The organism is Gilvimarinus chinensis DSM 19667, assembly GCF_000377745.1.
In the GTDB taxonomy this organism is placed as follows: Bacteria; Pseudomonadota; Gammaproteobacteria; order Pseudomonadales; family Cellvibrionaceae; genus Gilvimarinus; species Gilvimarinus chinensis.
This window is the reverse complement of the sequence record NZ_KB898707.1, coordinates 486,580-503,602: the sequence shown is the minus strand read 5'-3', so window position 1 is coordinate 503,602 and position 17,023 is coordinate 486,580. Positions and strand designations below refer to the sequence as shown.

Annotated in this window: 12 protein-coding genes and 2 pseudogenes; 11 read left to right on the top strand and 3 right to left on the bottom strand. The window is 52.0% G+C overall.

The genetic code is table 11. From position 1 onward, the window contains the following. Positions 1 to 15 precede the first annotated feature (15 nt). The 7 genes from atzF (at position 16) to urtE (ending at position 8,609) form a co-directional block, all read left to right on the top strand. On the top strand, positions 16 to 1,785 hold the full coding sequence (gene atzF / locus D568_RS0108270; protein WP_020209124.1) for an allophanate hydrolase: 1,770 nt from the start codon (positions 16 to 18) through the stop codon (positions 1,783 to 1,785). A 302-nt stretch (positions 1,786 to 2,087) separates the two neighbouring features. Then, positions 2,088 to 2,759, top strand: a complete 672-nt coding sequence (locus D568_RS0108265) for a GntR family transcriptional regulator (protein WP_020209123.1) — start codon at positions 2,088 to 2,090, stop codon at positions 2,757 to 2,759. A gap of 85 nt (positions 2,760 to 2,844) precedes the next feature. Then, positions 2,845 to 4,146, top strand: coding sequence for an urea ABC transporter substrate-binding protein (urtA, locus tag D568_RS0108260; protein ID WP_020209122.1), 1,302 nt, complete (start codon positions 2,845 to 2,847; stop codon positions 4,144 to 4,146). Positions 4,147 to 4,231: 85 nt separating this feature from the next. Beyond that, positions 4,232 to 5,851 carry an urea ABC transporter permease subunit UrtB gene (urtB, locus tag D568_RS0108255; protein WP_020209121.1) on the top strand — a complete coding sequence of 540 codons (1,620 nt, stop codon included), beginning with the start codon at positions 4,232 to 4,234 and terminating at the stop codon, positions 5,849 to 5,851. 29 nt (positions 5,852 to 5,880) lie between these two features. Then, complete coding sequence (urtC, locus tag D568_RS0108250) at positions 5,881 to 6,996, top strand: urea ABC transporter permease subunit UrtC (RefSeq protein WP_020209120.1); 1,116 nt, start codon at positions 5,881 to 5,883, stop codon at positions 6,994 to 6,996. Beyond that, positions 6,993 to 7,817, top strand: coding sequence for an urea ABC transporter ATP-binding protein UrtD (gene urtD / locus D568_RS0108245; RefSeq protein ID WP_020209119.1), 825 nt, complete (start codon positions 6,993 to 6,995; stop codon positions 7,815 to 7,817). The genes urtC and urtD overlap by 4 nt, the downstream gene beginning before the upstream one ends. Before the next feature lie 96 nt (positions 7,818 to 7,913). Beyond that, positions 7,914 to 8,609: an urea ABC transporter ATP-binding subunit UrtE gene (gene urtE / locus D568_RS0108240; RefSeq protein ID WP_020209118.1), complete on the top strand. Its 696-nt coding sequence runs from the start codon at positions 7,914 to 7,916 to the stop codon at positions 8,607 to 8,609. A gap of 141 nt (positions 8,610 to 8,750) precedes the next feature. On the opposite strand, the gene D568_RS0108235 is transcribed toward urtE, so the two are convergent. Together D568_RS0108235 and D568_RS0108230 are read right to left on the bottom strand one after the other, a co-directional pair. After that, positions 8,751 to 9,473 carry a copper homeostasis protein CutC gene (locus D568_RS0108235; protein ID WP_026286918.1) on the bottom strand — a complete coding sequence of 241 codons (723 nt, stop codon included), beginning with the start codon at positions 9,471 to 9,473 and terminating at the stop codon, positions 8,751 to 8,753. Positions 9,474 to 9,478: 5 nt separating this feature from the next. Next, positions 9,479 to 10,393, bottom strand: a complete 915-nt coding sequence (locus D568_RS0108230) for an ROK family protein (RefSeq protein WP_020209116.1) — start codon at positions 10,391 to 10,393, stop codon at positions 9,479 to 9,481. Positions 10,394 to 10,498: 105 nt separating this feature from the next. On the opposite strand from D568_RS0108230, the gene D568_RS0108225 reads away from it, so the two are divergent. The 4 genes and pseudogenes from D568_RS0108225 to D568_RS0108215 all read left to right on the top strand — a co-directional run. Further along, positions 10,499 to 11,773 (top strand): O-acetylhomoserine aminocarboxypropyltransferase/cysteine synthase family protein, encoded by a 1,275-nt coding sequence (locus D568_RS0108225; RefSeq protein ID WP_020209115.1) that lies wholly within the window; start codon positions 10,499 to 10,501, stop codon positions 11,771 to 11,773. A 69-nt stretch (positions 11,774 to 11,842) separates the two neighbouring features. After that, complete coding sequence (locus tag D568_RS0108220) at positions 11,843 to 12,430, top strand: class I SAM-dependent methyltransferase (RefSeq protein ID WP_020209114.1); 588 nt, start codon at positions 11,843 to 11,845, stop codon at positions 12,428 to 12,430. 484 nt (positions 12,431 to 12,914) lie between these two features. Continuing rightward, a pseudogene (locus D568_RS22025) lies at positions 12,915 to 13,262 on the top strand (cellulose binding domain-containing protein); the annotation flags it as partial. Positions 13,263 to 13,283: 21 nt separating this feature from the next. Further along, a pseudogene (locus tag D568_RS0108215) lies at positions 13,284 to 14,618 on the top strand (endo-1,4-beta-xylanase); the annotation flags it as partial. A gap of 170 nt (positions 14,619 to 14,788) precedes the next feature. Here the strand turns inward: D568_RS0108215 and D568_RS19740 are convergent. Continuing rightward, positions 14,789 to 17,011, bottom strand: a complete 2,223-nt coding sequence (locus D568_RS19740; protein ID WP_020209113.1) for a hypothetical protein — start codon at positions 17,009 to 17,011, stop codon at positions 14,789 to 14,791. Positions 17,012 to 17,023 lie beyond the last annotated feature (12 nt).

Here is a 17,023-nt window from a genome sequence, read left to right as displayed (position 1 = left end):
TTATTAGGAGCCTTCATGAGCAACACCAACGGCTGGACAATTGACCAGTGGCAGCAAGCTTACCTTAGCGGTGACATCAATCCGCAGGATGTTTTACCTGCGCTGCGCGATTCATTAGATCCTGAAGATCCGGCATGGATTTATATTCTCAGCGACGCTGAAATACAGCAACAAATTACCGCGCTGCAATCACCTCAGGAACAACCGTTATACGGCATTCCCTTTGCGCTAAAAGACAATATCGATGCCGAGGGCTTGGCTACCACAGCAGCGTGCCCTGGCTTCTCTTACGTTGCCAACGCCGATGCCACACTGGTCGCACGGCTTAAAGCCGCAGGCGCCATCTTACTGGGCAAAACCAATTTGGATCAGTTTGCCACCGGCCTGGTGGGTACCCGCTCGCCTTACGGCGCCGTACCCAACAGCTTTAACCCTGATTACGTCTCCGGTGGCTCAAGCTCGGGCTCAGCCGTTACCGTAGCCCGTGGCCTTGTGCCCTTTAGCATAGGCACCGATACCGCAGGCTCGGGACGGGTGCCTGCAGGCTTTAACAATATTGTCGGCCTCAAGCCCACCAAGGGGCGCTTTAGCATTAACGGCGTTGTGCCCGCCTGTAAAAGCCTGGACTGCACCTCGGTGTTTGCCTTAACCGTAAAAGACGCTGAAACCGTAGCTGAAATCGTTGAAGGCTTTGACCCCGCCGATGGCTACAGCCGTACTCAACCACACCCGGCCCGCTTGCTGCCCACCCAACCGCGCTTTGGCATTCCCGCCGAGCTGCCCTGGTTTGACGACAGTGAAGCGGAAAAAGCCTGGCGTAAAACCTTAAGCCAGCTAGAGCAGCAAGGAGTAGAGTTAGTACCGCTGGACTTTAGCGATATGCAGACCTTGGCGCAGCTGCTGTACGGTGGCCCCTGGGTAGCCGAACGCCACGCCGCCGTGGGCGAATTTATGGCCGAGCACGCCGACAAAATGAACCCCGTCGTGCGGGGCATTATTGAGCAAGCAAAAAACTTCAGTGCCACCGATGCTTATCGCGCGGAATATCGCCGCGCTGAACTGGTGCGCAGTATTCAATTATCCATGGCTACCGTTGACGCCTTGCTCGTACCCACAGCGCCCCGCTTGCCTACCATTGCCGAGGTAGAAGCAGACCCGGTCGCCGTTAACAGCCAGCTGGGCACCTGGACTAACTTTGTGAATCTCGCAGACTGCAGCGCTTTGGCACTACCCGCAGGCTTGCGCGACGACGGCCTGCCCTTTGGCATCACATTGATCGGCGCCGCCTGGCAAGACGCCGCACTGGCGGAGTTTGGCCGCCAGTGGCAAGCAACCATAGGCGGTAAGCTGGGCGCTACCGAGACTCCTTTTGCTGGCAATCACGATGACGCAAGCGTACCTCCGGACCACGTAAGACTTGCGGTTGTCGGTGCGCACTTAAGCGGCATGCCGCTTAACCCCCAGCTGACCGAGCGCCAGGCGCGCCTGGTGGAACAAACACGCACGGAAAGCCAATATCGTCTCTACGCCCTGCCCAACACCACACCACCTAAGCCGGGCCTGGTTCGCTCAAGCGATGGCGAAGCCATTATTGTCGAACTATGGGACATGCCCGTGGATCAGTTTGGCTCTTTTGTTGCGCTGATTCCTGCGCCATTAGGTATTGGCACACTCACACTAAACGATGGTCGGGAAGTAAAAGGTTTTATTTGTGAGAATCACGCCATCGATGGTGCAACAGACATCACCCACTTAGGAGGGTGGCGCGCTTTTATAGAAAAGTAGATTTATCTTTTTAACAGCCCCAGAACCCGAGACGCCATTGGCGACTCGGGTTTTTATTTATCCCTGCCACACGTCAGGAATATAAATATACGCCAGTATCGCCCCAAAAAAAGGCGGCGCACCACGCTCTGCTCACAAACAGAGCAGCACTAATTCACTTTACGAATAAAACTAAATGCTTCTTAACAGTAAACCTGACTTAAAACAGGGCGTAAGCGCCAAAATGGTTTGGTTGTGTGCCTTGGCACAGTTTCTGCTGAATACCGTCTTGCATACATGATAAGTCGCAGAAAGAGCCGTTTGTGAAACCCCAAAGACAGAGTGTTACCGACAGAATATACGACGCGCTCAAGCAAGAAATTTTTGACTTTGCGTTATTACCCGGTGACCGCTTCACCGAACACGAAGTCGCCGAACGTATGCAAGCCAGCCGCACACCGGTGCGCGAAGCACTGTCTCGCTTACAGCGCGATGGCTTTGTTTCGGTGTTGTTTCGCGCAGGCTGGCAAGTGAAGCCGTTTGATTTTGAAAAGTTCGACCAGTTGTACGAGCTGCGCATATTGCTCGAACTGGAAGCGGTAAAAAAGCTTTGTGAACAAAAAAACGCCCGCGCACTGGACGCATTAAAAAAGATTTGGTTGGTACCGGTAAAAGACCGATTGACCGATGGGCCGACTGTAAGAGAACACGACGAGGCTTTTCACTGCCAACTGGTAGAGGCCAGCGGTAATGATGAAATGGCAAAAGTGCACCGCAACATTACCGAGCGATTGCGCATTATCCGCCGGATTGATTTCACCCAGGCGCCGCGCATTGAAGCCACATACAAGGAACACGGAAAAATTCTGCGCGCGATCATAAAACAACAAGCAGACGAAGCAAGACGGCTACTACAGGAACACATTCAGGAAAGTCAGGCAGAAGTCCAAAAAATTACACTGCACATGTTGCACCAAGCCAGGCACGCCCAATAGCAAATTTAAAAAACAGGAAGGAGTAACCAAGGAAGTTTCTGGAAAGACCCCAAACAAAAAAATGTCACATCAACGGAGAGTGAACATGAAGCTTAAAAAACTATTAAAAACCATCGGAGTATTAGGCGCGTCCTGTACTCTTGCCCTCTCAAGTATTACCGCAAATGCCCAAGAAGACGACACCATCAAGGTGGGTGTTTTGCACTCACTTTCTGGCACCATGGCCATTTCAGAAACCACGTTGAAAGACACCATGCTGATGCTGATTGAAGAGCAAAACAAAAAAGGCGGCCTGCTGGGCAAAAAGCTTGAGCCCGTGGTGGTCGACCCCGCCAGTAATTGGCCGCTGTTTGCTGAAAAAACCCGCGAGCTGTTAGCACAAGAGAAAGTCGATGCCATTTTCGGCTGCTGGACGTCCGTATCGCGCAAATCCGTACTACCAGTGGTCGAAGAGCTTAACGGCCTGCTGTTTTACCCGGTGCAATACGAAGGTGAAGAATCATCGCGCAACGTTTTTTACACCGGCGCCGCGCCTAACCAACAGGCCATTCCTGCGGTGGATTACCTGATGAACGAGCTTGAGGTAAAACGCTGGGTGTTAGCCGGTACCGACTACGTATACCCACGCACCACCAACAAAATTCTTGCCGCTTACTTAAAAGCCAAAGGGGTAGCGGACGAAGATATCATGATCAACTACACGCCCTTCGGTCACTCTGACTGGCAGAACATTGTTTCCGACATCAAACGCTTCGGCAGCTCGGGCAAAAAAACCGCGGTGGTTTCTACCATTAACGGCGATGCCAATGTTCCGTTTTACCGCGAGCTGGGTAACCAGGGCATTTCCGCTGAAGATATTCCAGTTGTGGCGTTCTCGGTAGGTGAAGAAGAGCTGTCGGGCATCGACGCCAAGCCACTGGTTGGACACATGGCCGCCTGGAACTACTTTATGAGCGTAGACACTGACGAAAACAATGCCTTTATTGATCAGTGGTTGGCGTTTATCGGCGATGAAGACCGCGTCACCAACGACCCAATGGAAGCCCACTATATTGGCTTTAACATGTGGGTAAAAGCGGTTGAGAAAGCCGGCACCACCGATTCCGATGCCGTTATTGATGCTATTGTCGGCGTTGAAGTACCTAACCTTACCGGCGGCACCAGCAAAATGCTGCCCAACCACCACATCACCAAACCCGTATTGCTCGGTGAAATCCAAGAAGACGGCCAGTTCCTGACCGTATGGGAAACCGACGGTCTGGTAGCGGGTGATGCCTGGTCTGATTACCTGGAAGGCTCTAAAGATTTAAAGTCTGACTGGGTAAGCCTCAACTGCGGAAACTACAACACCAAAACTAAAAAGTGTGTAGGTGCTACGGCGGAATAATATCGCCGACACCGGGGCGGCGCTGCCGCCCCACATTTCGGGCTAAGCCCGAGCCATAACCCTCAAACCTGATAGTGATACAACCATGGCACTTTTAAAAAAATCCGTGTGCCTGTGGATAGCGCTGGCTGCTTGTTTAATAGCCCTTCCCTGCGCCTATGCACAGCCGCAAGAGCCCGATGAATTCGCCACCTTAGTGGATGAACTCGCCACAGGCAGTTTAAGTAAGCGCGGCAAGACTGTCGACGCCATAGCCGCTACCGGCCACGAACGCGCACAGGCGGTTTTACACGCTCTGTTGCAAGGTTCACTGCAAACTACCCGCAGCACTCCTAAGCAAGTGGTTATTGAAACAACGAACGACGTTTACGTATTGGCGGCTAACGGTGAAAGCGTAGCGGCCAAAGCGCTCGGTCGCACCAAGCGCATCCCCATCCACAACAAGTTGCGCAGCCAAATTAAAACGCTCATGGCGCAAATGAATTTAAGCGCTGTTGATGCCGGTGTACGCCAGCGCGCGGTGGAACAAATGATTTCCGATGGCGTAGACAGCGACAGCATCGAGCTGCTGCAAACGCTGCAGAGCAAAGAGTCAAACACCGATGTTCGCGATGCCATGACCGCCGCCATCGCCTTAGCGCAGCTTGAAAGCAGCAGCGCTGAAACCCGCCTTACGGCGGTGAAAATCTTGCGCGGCTCACTCTACCCCGAAGTGCGCGGTCCATTGGAAGCGATTGCTAAACATGACAGTGAGCGTTCTATTCGCGTCGAAGCGCAGCGCTCGCTGGACTCTATTGATGGCAAGCTAAAAATGTTTCGCCTGGGCGAAAACATTTTTTTCGGTTTAAGCCTTGGCTCCGTGTTGTTGTTATCCGCCATTGGCCTGGCTATCACCTTCGGTGTGATGGGCGTGATCAATATGGCTCACGGCGAGTTGATGATGATTGGCGCCTACACCACCTGGGTGATTCAACAGGCCTTCCCCAATCATATTGAATACAGTTTATTTATGGCCATTCCCGCCGCCTTTGTGGTGTCGGGCTTGGTGGGTATTGCCATTGAACGGGGCGTGATTCAGTTCTTGTACGGCCGCCCGCTGGAAACCCTGCTGGCGACCTTTGGTATCAGCCTGATTTTACAGCAGGCCGCCCGCTCTATTTTCTCGCCCCTTAACCGGGCCGTCAGTTTGCCGGAGTGGATGAGCGGTTCGCTGCAAATCAACCCGGCTTTTTCTATTACCTTTAACCGGCTTTATATTTTGCTGTTCGGCTTAATGGTGTTTTTTGCCCTGCTCGCAGTGCTTAAAAAAACCTCGTTGGGGTTAAAAGTACGCGCTGTGTCGCAAAACCGACCCATGGCTCGCGCCGTCGGTGTGCGCGCCAGCTGGGTGGATGCCATGACATTCGGTTTGGGTTCGGGCGTTGCCGGCATTGCCGGGGTGGCCCTGTCGCAGTTAACCAACGTGGGGCCCAACCTGGGCCAGGCCTATATCATCGACTCGTTTATGGTGGTGGTATTCGGCGGCGTCGGTAATTTATGGGGCACTCTGGTCAGCGCCATGAGCTTAGGCGTAATTAATAAATTTATGGAACCCTTTGCCGGTGCCGTACTGGCCAAGGTTCTGATTCTGGTGCTGCTGATTCTGTTTATTCAGAAAAAGCCCAAAGGTCTTTTTCCGCAAAAAGGCCGGGCCGCTGCAGATTGATTTTCCCTTAACAGAATTGGAACTGAATTATGCTGACACAACGATTATTAACCAGTGATAAAGGCGGCATGCTGGTGCTGGGGCTGATTGCCCTCACCTGCATTGTGGTGCCTATCCTGAACCTGGCGGTGCCCGAAAGCTCGCCCTTTCACGTCTCAACCTTTGCCGTCACCCTCTTGGGTAAATTCCTTTGCTACGCCCTGCTGGCGCTGGCGCTGGATTTAATCTGGGGCTATGCGGGTATTCTCTCTCTTGGCCACGGTGCTTTTTTCGCGCTCGGTGGTTACGCCATGGGCATGTATTTAATGCGTCAGATTGGCGACCGGGGTAAGTACGGCGACCCACTGCTGCCAGATTTTATGGTGTTTTTAAACTGGCAAGACTTACCCTGGTACTGGCACGGCTTTGATATGTTCTGGTTTGCCGCGCTGATGATTATTCTCGTGCCGGGCATTCTCGCCTGGGTATTTGGCTGGCTGGCGTTTCGCTCGCGCGTTACCGGCGTTTACTTTGCCATTATCACCCAGGCACTTACCTACGCCCTAATGCTGGCGTTTTTCCGCAACGAAATGGGTTTTGGCGGTAACAATGGTTTAACGGATTTTAAAGACATTCTCGACTTTTCCATTACCGCCGATTCCACCCGTATCGGTTTGTTTTTAGCCTCGGGCATAGCGCTGATGTTGGCGTACCTCGCCTGCCGCTATATCGTCACCTCGCGTGCAGGTAAGGTCATTGTCTCCATTCGCGACGCCGAATCGCGCACTCGGTTTTCCGGCTACCAGGTAGAATCTTACAAGCTGTGGTTGTTTGTATTCTCGGCGGTACTGGCCGGTATTGCCGGCGCTCTCTATGTGCCGCAAGTGGGCATTATCAACCCGGGCGAATTCTCACCGCTTAACTCCATTGAGTTGGTTGTGTGGGTGGCCACCGGCGGGCGCGGAACCCTTTACGGCGCTATTGTGGGCGCGTTTAGTGTGAACTACGGCAAAACCGTGTTTACCACCTTCTACCCCGAAGCCTGGCTGTTCCCCTTGGGCCTACTGTTTGTGCTAGTCACTTTGGTACTGCCCAAAGGGCTGGTGGGCCTAATCGGCCGCTTCAAAAAAAACAAAAGTGCCACTAACAAGGAGGAGCAGCCATGAACCCGTTTAAACACGCGCGCAACTGGAGCACCAAAGCCCTGCCCGTTAAAGACCCCAACTTTGGTCACCCGCTGGATACCAGCCACGGCCCTATTTTGTACGTAGAAGATGTCTCGGTGAGCTTTGACGGCTTTAAAGCGCTGAACAATTTGAACCTGTATATCGACGAGGGCGAGCTGCGCTGCATTATCGGCCCCAACGGCGCCGGCAAAACCACCATGATGGATGTTATTACCGGTAAAACCAAACCCGACAGCGGCAGCATTTACTTTGGTCAGCAAATTAATTTGCGCGAACTCTCTGAACACCAGATTGCGCGGGGCGGTATTGGCCGCAAGTTTCAAAAACCCACGGTGTTTGAAGCCCTAAGCGTGTACGAAAATCTGGAGCTGGCCACCGCCGGTAATAAAAAGTTCTGGTTTACCCTGACACGAGAACTCACCGGAGAGCAGCGCGACCGCCTCGATGAGGTGCTGTATACCATCGGCCTCACCCAATCGCGTTTTAACAGTGCAGGCAACTTGTCCCACGGGCAAAAGCAGTGGCTGGAAATTGGCATGCTGTTAATGCAAAGCCCCCGCGTACTGCTGGTGGACGAGCCCGTTGCCGGTATGACCGGCGAAGAAACCGAACGCACCGCCGAGTTATTAACCTCGCTGGCGGGCAAACACTCGGTCATCGTGGTGGAACACGACATGGCCTTCGTCCGCTCCATCGCCCGCAAAGTGACTGTGCTGCACCAGGGCTCGGTACTGGCCGAGGGCAGTATGGATCAGGTGCAGAGTGACCCGAAAGTGATTGAGGTTTATTTGGGAGAGTAACGGGCTGCGATAGCGGAATACGCCTAAAACGCAGAAAACTTACTTTGCCGCGTTGTATTTCTCGCCTGCTCTTGCCACAGAAATTGGAGCAATAAAGTGCTAAACATACAATCAATCAACCAGTACTACGGCCAGAGCCATATCCTCTGGAACCTGAACCTGGAACTGCCCGAGGGCAGCTGCGGCTGTTTAATTGGCCGCAATGGCGTGGGTAAAACCACTTTGCTTAAATGCGTCACCGGCTTACTGCCCATTAAAGACGGGCAGATTATTTTTAATGGTAAAGATGTCAGCAAAGCCTCTACCGAAAACCGTGCCCGCACCGGCATCGGTTATGTACCTCAGGGTCGCGAGATTTTTCCTCTGCTAACCGTAGAGGAAAATTTAAAAATCTCTTTGGGCGCACGGGGCGATGGCGCGAGTAAAATACCGGATTTAATTTACGAACTTTTTCCTGTATTGAAAGAAATGAAACACCGCCGCGGCGGAGATTTGTCCGGCGGGCAGCAACAGCAGCTCGCCATCGGCCGCGCTTTGGTGCTAGACCCTAAATTACTTATTTTGGACGAACCCACCGAGGGCATTCAACCTAATGTAGTGAGAGACATCGGCAACGTCATCCGCCGTTTAAATGAAGAGTTTGGATTAACCGTACTGCTGGTGGAGCAAAAACTCCCCTTTGCCCGAAAAGTAGCCGACCACTTTTACATTATGGAGCGAGGCAAGGTAGAGGCCACTGGTGCAATGGACTCGCTCAACGATGAATTAGTACAACGCTATTTAAGTGTATAAACCACTGGCGCCCACCGGAAAGTGGGGCGCCAGCATCAAATTTTTTTATGTTCAGGTTAGGTTGTATTCTCTTCAAGCCGTTAATAACGGACAAAGACCGGAAGTCATCAACCAATAGACGGGAAAATTTTCAGTATTAATTTATACCAAAGCGTTAACCAGCTCCCTCACCCGGTGCAGGTTCGTTTCTCTGCGCCCTTGTGCAGGTTCAAACCCCAAGGCCACTAAATTTTCTACCGCAGACGGAATTGGTAACGCGCAGGAAGCATGAACACACTTAATAGCCGTATCGTTTATCCAGGCCTGGATACATTCCGTATTAATACCACTGCCAGGCATAATCTCTATGCGATCACCCGCCGCATTCACCAGTTTTTTTATCAGCGCTTCGCCCTCTATCGCTGTTTTCTTTTGGCCGCTGGTTAAAATTCGGTTAAACCCCAGCTCTATTGCTTGCTCAAGAGCCGCAAAAGGGTCAGGAGTTATATCAAACGCCCGGTGCAGGGTAAGATCCAGCCCCTTGGCGGCATCGATTAATTTTTGCAGAGTTTCAAGGTCAAGTTCACCATGTTGCTGACAGGCTCCAAGCACTACCCCCTGCACCTCGTATTTACGTGCCTGGGCTATATCCTCCAACATAAGCTCCACTTCTGCGTGACTAAAATTGAAATGTCCCTCTCGCGGGCGAATCATGACATGCACAGGTATATTCTGTGATGCCGCAAATCCCATCAATGAAGTTGATGGAGTCAACCCCCCTACACCAAGGGCAGAACATAATTCAACCCGGTCTGCGCCACCTTCCACTGCAGTTATTAATGACCGAGGAGAATCAACACAGACTTCAAGTAATTTTTTAGACATAAATATTAATCAATCACTTTCTTTGCGTTTAAGAAAGCTGCACCGACCAGCCCAGCATTTTCTAAATATTGCGCCTGCACTACCAGAGGTTTGGGATAATCTGCAAGAGTCATAGAGCGGACTTTTTTATCAATTTTTTTAATAAAATCTTCAGCGTTCGCTAAACCACCGCCCACAGGTACAATGCCAGGGCCGACGACATTAACAATAACGCTCAACGCGCGAGCCACCATTTCTGAGCACACATCCACCGTTTTACTGGCTTGCGAAGCACCTTCTCGCCAGTTGTTAATAATTTGCTCGGCCTCCATAAAACTGCCCGTTAATGCCTTGTGTACGTTTTCCATGCCGCGAGCTGCACCTACGGTATCCAAACAACCCTGTTGCCCACAGCCGCAGGGAAAATACCCCATAGACTCGACTAACCCACCCGCAGAAGGGTCGACAATCGGTCCATGGCCCCATTCTCCTGAGATACCACCAAAGCCTGTCACTAACTCGCCGTTAATAACCATAGCGCCCCCTACCCCTGTGCCGAGAATAATCGCAAACACATTGCGCTCTTTTTTTGCAACCCCCACATGAGCTTCTGCAAGGGCCAGGCAATCGGCATCATTGGCCATTACCACTGGCATATTTAGCCTGGAAGTTAACAGGCTGCTAAGGTTTTGTTGCTTTAAACACGGGATGTTGGCAATGATTAACTCATTCGAACCAGGATCGACGAAACCGGTAATGGAAATTGCCACATAATCCTGCTCTTCCAGGGGTGCACTACGGACCATCGTGACAATTGTTTTTAACAAGGTTTCCAAACAGTGGTGTGGTGTGGCGCTTTGCTGCTTGATTTGCACGATGCCGGATTGATCTGCCCAGCCCGATCGAATATTGGTACCACCGATATCAAAACACACGGGCATTGGTAAAATACTCCTAATATTATTGCTCTTACCCAAACGAGTCACGCAATTGTGCTACATTGCGTGTCGAAAACACGCCAATAATAACCCAAGCGGAGTCTAATTATGAAACTGGAATCTTTGGCCTTACATTGTGGTTACGAGTCTGAACCTACAACCAAAGCCGCTACCACCCCTATTTACCAAACAACCTCTTACACCTTTGACGACACCCAGCACGGTGCCGATCTTTTCGACCTTAAGGTGGCCGGTAATATCTACACCCGTATCATGAACCCTACCAATGCGGTTCTGGAAGAGCGTGTAGCGGCCATGGAAGGCGGCATTGCAGGCCTGGCGTTGTCTTCAGGTATGGCGGCCATTACCTACGCAATTCAATGCATAACAGAGGCCGGGGATAACATCGTCAGCACCAGTCAGCTCTACGGTGGCACTTACAATTTGTTTGCCCACAGTCTTCCCAGGCAGGGTATTGAAGTGCGCATGGCGTCCTTTGACGATTACAAAAAGCTGGAAGAGTTAATCGACAATAAAACCAAAGCGCTATTTTGCGAATCCATCGGTAACCCTGCTGGCAATATTGTTGATTTAAAAAAGCTGGCCGAAATAGCCCATCGTCACGGTGTGGCACTCATTGTTGACAACACCGTTGCCACTCCATTTTTGTGCAAACCATTTGAGTATGGCGCCGACATTGTGGTCCATTCATTGACCAAGTACATTGGTGGCCATGGCACTACAGTAGGCGGAATTATTGTTGATTCTGGTAAATTTGACTGGGTAGCCAACAAACAGCGATACCCCATGCTGAATGAACCAGACCCCTCCTACCACGATGTGGTTTACACCGAAGCGTTAGGTGCCGCGGCCTATATCGGTCGATGCCGCGTCGTCCCACTAAGAAACACCGGCTCGGCACTAGCACCGCACAGTGCCTTTTTGATTATGCAGGGGCTTGAGACTCTTGGCCTGCGTATGGAGCGTCACTGCGAAAATGCGTTAGCCGTAGCCCAACACTTGCAAAAACACCCTAAAGTGACCTGGGTAAATTACGCCGCTCTTAATGACAGCCCCTACCAGGCACTGAGCCAAAAAATCACTAAAGGTAAAGCGTCGGGCATTTTAAGCTTTGGTATCGAAGGCGGAAAGGAAGCAGGCGCACAATTTATTGATGCCCTGCAAATGATATTGCGTTTGGTAAACATTGGTGATGCAAAATCTCTCGCCTGCCATCCTGCCACAACCACCCACCGTCAACTAAATAAAGAAGAGTTGGCTTCTGCCGGCGTATCGGAAGATTTAGTACGGCTTTCTGTGGGCATTGAACACATCGACGACATTATCGCCGATATAGATCAAGCACTTGCAAAAGTTGACTAGTATCACGCGTACTGTCTGCGTAAGGGTGGGCCAAGCCCACCCTTACAATATTTACAGGGCGTTCACTTTATGAGCGGCGAATGGATTGAGTATCACCAAAAAACACTGGTCGTTCCTCACCGGCCGTTGCTTGAAGAGGTTATACATAAAGTCCAAACGCCGATAAAAAAAGCCGTTGATGCTGGTTGTGGCACAGGAGCTGATGCAGCCTATTTAGCCGCACAAGGTTTTGACGTTGTCGCTTTTGATTCCAGCCAGTCAGCCATTAACACCTGCCGTGCACGCTTTGCTGAGTCAAACAACGTCAAGTGTGTTAACCATTGCTTTTCCACTTTTTACTTTCCGCCTTGCAGCCTGTTTTGGGCCAGCCAAAGTCTGTATTTTTGTCCACTGGAAAATTTAACAACCTTCGTTCAGAAGGCGCTAACAAGTCTTTTACCCGGTGGAGTCTTTACCGCAGACTTCTTGGGCCAGCGAGACACCTGGGTCGGCAGCGAAGAAAAATCAATTTCCTTCTGTCAGCAGAGCGATATTCATAACTGGTCCGAGTTATACGAACTTCTGCAAATACGTGAAACAGAAGAGGACGGTACCACCATCATGGGGCAAACTAAGCACTGGCATACACTTACGGCTGTAATCAGAAAACCTCTGTAACACGCACGGATTAGCACCCGAGTTTCCTGACGTAACCTACGCCACCCTTCACGACTAAACCTTAACGGTTTTTATTAACACTAAACGCCCCCGTGGCGGCGCAATAACCAACTATCAACCAACCACACAAGCTCGCGGAAACGAACTTATTGCATGACCCAGGTGAGCCTAGAGGCTGAGTCAGGAGCATTCTTCGAATATAACAACCCGTTACTTATTTCGAATAGAAAAAAGCGAACGTGACGGATACCACAAACTGACTGATCAAGTCATCAAATATGCCCCGCCACTTAGATTCAATTTGACAATAAGGTTTTCGCCCCCTTAAATCTCTGGTGCAGTTCGCTAACCGACCGCCAATAAAAGTGAATAACTTTTAGCGAACGAAGTTCCGTCACTCACGCTTTTTCGGTCTCGCAGGATGTATCGCGGCAGTGGTTAGCAGTAACCCTAAGCCCATTACAACTCTTACAGGAGTTCAGCCATGACAAATCTAAAACGAATAAATCTATTGTTTTCCGCCTCGGCACTGGCAGCAGCAAGCGCCGCCCACGCGATAACCGACGGCGCTGGAGAGGCCACCCTCATTGTTTCTAATCAGTGGGGGTCGGGCTACTGCGCCGACGTCACCATTGCGAACAACGGTAGCGCCAACATTACCAATTGGACTGTGGGCCTGGGCCTGAATGGCGGCAGTGTCACCAACCTTTGGAATGGCAACTTAAGCGGCGACAGTGTTTCACCCGCCCCCTACAACGCCAACATTGGCCCCAGTAACAGCACAAGTTTTGGGTTCTGCGCCAATGGCAGTGGCACGCCTACGCTGACCAGTCTGGATATTGAAGGCGGTGGTTCGGCCAGTTCCAGCTCAAGTTCGAGTTCAAGCAGCTCGAGTAGCTCTAGCAGTTCATCCTCCACCGCCGGTGGTAGCAACAGTATTACCGTGCGTATGAGCGGTGTAGTGGGTGACGAAAGCGTTAGCTTGCAGATTGGCGGCCAGACTATCGAAACCTGGACGCTCAGCATCGGCATGCTGGACTACACCGTTAACACCAATGCCACCGGCGAGCTGCGCGTTGCCTTTACCAATGACTCGGGTGATCGCGATGTGCAAGTGGATTATGTGATGGTCAACAATGTGACCCATCAGGCCGAAGATCAAGCTGACAATACCGGCGCCTGGGACGGCGAGTGTGGCGCAGGCTCGTATTCTGAAATGCTGCACTGCAGTGGCTCTATCGGCTTTGGTAACCCCTTTACTGGAGGCTCGTCTTCAAGCTCCAGCAGCAGCTCTTCAAGCAGCTCCTCAAGCTCCAATAACAACGGCAACCCGGACTTCCCCGAATTCTTCGTGGGCAATATCACCACCAACGGCAGTGTCAGATCAGACTTCACTCAGTACTGGGATCAGATTACGCCCGAGAATGAGGGCAAGTGGGGCTCGGTAGAAGGCACGCGCGACCAGTACAACTGGGGCCCGCTGGATGATATTTACGATTACGCACGCGCCAGCGGTATACCGGTTAAAGCTCACGTACTCGTGTGGGGCAGTCAACGCCCGGGCTGGATTGATGGGCTGAGCGCCGCCGAACAGCGCGCGGAAATTGAAGAGTGGATTGTCGATTACTGCGAGCGCTACCCCGACACCGACATGATTGACGTAGTCAACGAAGCCCTGCCCTCCCACGCCCCGGCCAACTACGCCGCAAACGCTTTCGGCAGCGATTGGATTACCGAATCCTTCCGTTTGGCTCGTCAACACTGCCCGAATGCGGTGCTCATCTACAATGATTACAACTTTATGACCTGGGACACCGATGCAATCATTGAGCTTATTCGCCCGGCGGTGAACTCAGGTTACGTCGATGCATTGGGTCTTCAGGCCCACGGTCTGTATAACCCCCGAGTCTGGAGCACTCAGGAAATTGAAGACAAGCTGGACCAGATTGCCTCCCTCGGCCTGCCCTTGTATATCTCGGAATACGACATACAAGAATCCAACGACCAGCTGCAACTGCAATACATGCAATCGCATTTTCCGATTTTCTATAACCACCCAAGTGTGGCCGGCATTACCCTTTGGGGATACATCGTCGGTGCCACTTGGCGTGATGGCACAGGGTTAATGACCAGTAATGGCCAGCAACGCCCTGCCATGCAATGGTTAATGGAGTATTTAAATCGGTAAGGCTGAACAAACTTCAGCAATGCACGGAAAGTGTTGCAAAAAGCGTTCGAGGCTAAGCATGCCTCGAACGCTTTTTTAAGTGGTTTTCTACTCTCGGTTTCCACTTGAAACCTTCACAGGTGTGAGAAAGTCCCTAACGGTTAAAAGCAGCACGGCCGCTTATTGACCCATTATCTTTGCAAGTGCATGCCTCCGCCACCGTGCAAACCACCACCGCCGCGTGGCATGGTTCGCTGCATACCTCGCTGGCGCGATTTAAAATCTCGGTTGAGCCCCGGACGATCAAACGGCTGGCCTGAATGATTGTTGCGATAATGGTTTATCTGCTGGCGATCCACCTCGGGCCGCTGATAATCAGGGTGCGATTGCTTAAAATCCGATGCGCGTTGTTTAACCTCTGTGGAGGAGATACGCTCAGCAGCGGCTGGGTGATTTTCACTCCACTGGCCTTTATCACGCACCTGCCAATTGTCATCCACCCGGCGCGCCACATTGCCATTGCGATCGGTAAACACGTTATTCGCACGGTTAGGTGCTGGACGCGCCATTTTTAATTGATTACGCACCTCGGCGGGTTTGGCATTACGAGCCAGATTCTCCGGGCGGTGGTACACGCTCTTATTGCGATTCACCAGCTGCGGGTTTTTGGCGATACGGTTATTCACCACGGCGCGATTGCCAATATTCACATTGTTACCAATATTGATATTGCCTGTATTAATCACCATCGGGGGGCGATGGTAACCGCCACCGTACCAACCATTGCAGCAACCCCAGGGGCGGTAAGGCCCATGCCAGCCTGCATTCCAACTGGCACCTACACTGAAAAATCCGTTGCTCCAGCTAACCCCATAGCTCCACCCCGTCCAGGGGTTATACCCCACGTGAAAACCCCAGGTGGGCGGGCGCGGGTAATAGAAGCTGCCCCAATAAGGTGGGTAATACCAACCGGTACCGTAAACCGGAACCCCGTAATAAGGAAACGACCAAAGGTAACCGGGCGTGTAGCCCACGTACACCACCTCGGGGGTGGATTCATACACATGCACGTAACTGGTGTTGTAAACCGGTGAGCTGGGCGGAATTTGCTGAATTTTATCTTCCGGCACCGAGTCTGCTACTTTCCAGGGCCCTTTCGCCGCAGCCGCTTCAAACCACACGCCGTTATCCACGGCGTAGTAGTGATTGTCAATTCGCAGCACCTGAGCACCGGTGTTCACCGCATAAGCCACCTCGGTACCGGGAATGCTTTTAAACTCGGGCGCGCCATCGTAGCGCACCTCAAGGCTGGCTTCGCTGCGTTTAATCGCAGCCGTTTCTGGTACATAGGCGTCCAGCACGGCGTCTTCGGCTTCGTTTGTTCCCGCCACCGAAGTGCGCACCCCACCAATGTCAGAATCCGGTGGAATTGCGGCAAAGCTTGATGGCAGTTCATCGGCGCGCACAAACGTCCAAGGGCCAGACTCTTTGCCGGCTTTGAACCAGCGGCCGGATAACAACAGATACATGCTGCCGGCCTCCAAATCACGTAGCCAGGGTGTTTCGGTATTGACTACATACAGCAATTGACCGCCGGGCAGACTTTTCCACTCGGCCTTGCCATCGGTGACCACCAGTTCGGTGGGTTTAGTGACCGTGACAATTTCCGGTGGCTTACCCGAAGCCGACAGCTCATCCGCCTCTTGCGTGGGCATCATTTGCTGCAAATCCGCCGTAGGTGTACCGGTCATTTTCCAAGGGCCTTCGGCGCTTTCAGCGCGGTACCAAAACTGGCCGCTGGTTAGGTAATACTCATTGCGGTTTTTCTTGCGAGCGACCGCAAATGGCGTGTTGAGGGCACGCTGGTAATCGCTGTTGTCCACATCGGCAAACTGCGGCTTGCCGTCGTACATCAGCAATACCGCCAGTTGGTCGCGAAACAGAATATCAGGCGCGTCGTTTTTCAGGTTATCCAGACTTTTTCGTTCAAGCTCCGCGCCTTGCAAACTCGCACTTAGAGCCTCGTTGTCAATCACAAAGCCGGTTTGCGGTAACGCAGCTTCAACCACCTGAGTAAAGCGAGCCTCTTCGGCGTCGCTGGAATCCGGCCAGGTTACCTTGGTCACTTTCATATCCCGCACCAAGGTTTTGCCGGTATCGGAATTTACATCGATTTTAGCGGAGAACCAAAAAGCGCCGAAAATGGGTTGCTGCTGATTTTTCAGCTCCAGTGACATAGCCGCCCGGCCGGTTAACAAATTGCCGGCCAGCTTTTCGGGCTGAGGCTGATAAACGACAACATTGCCTTCTTCCGCCCCAATTTGCTCCGGCCACTCTATTGACCACCCGGACAGTGGCATCACCAGCAACACCAATCCCCCTAACAGGCCAAGTAATTTATCCGTTGTGCTCATACTGCCTCCTGC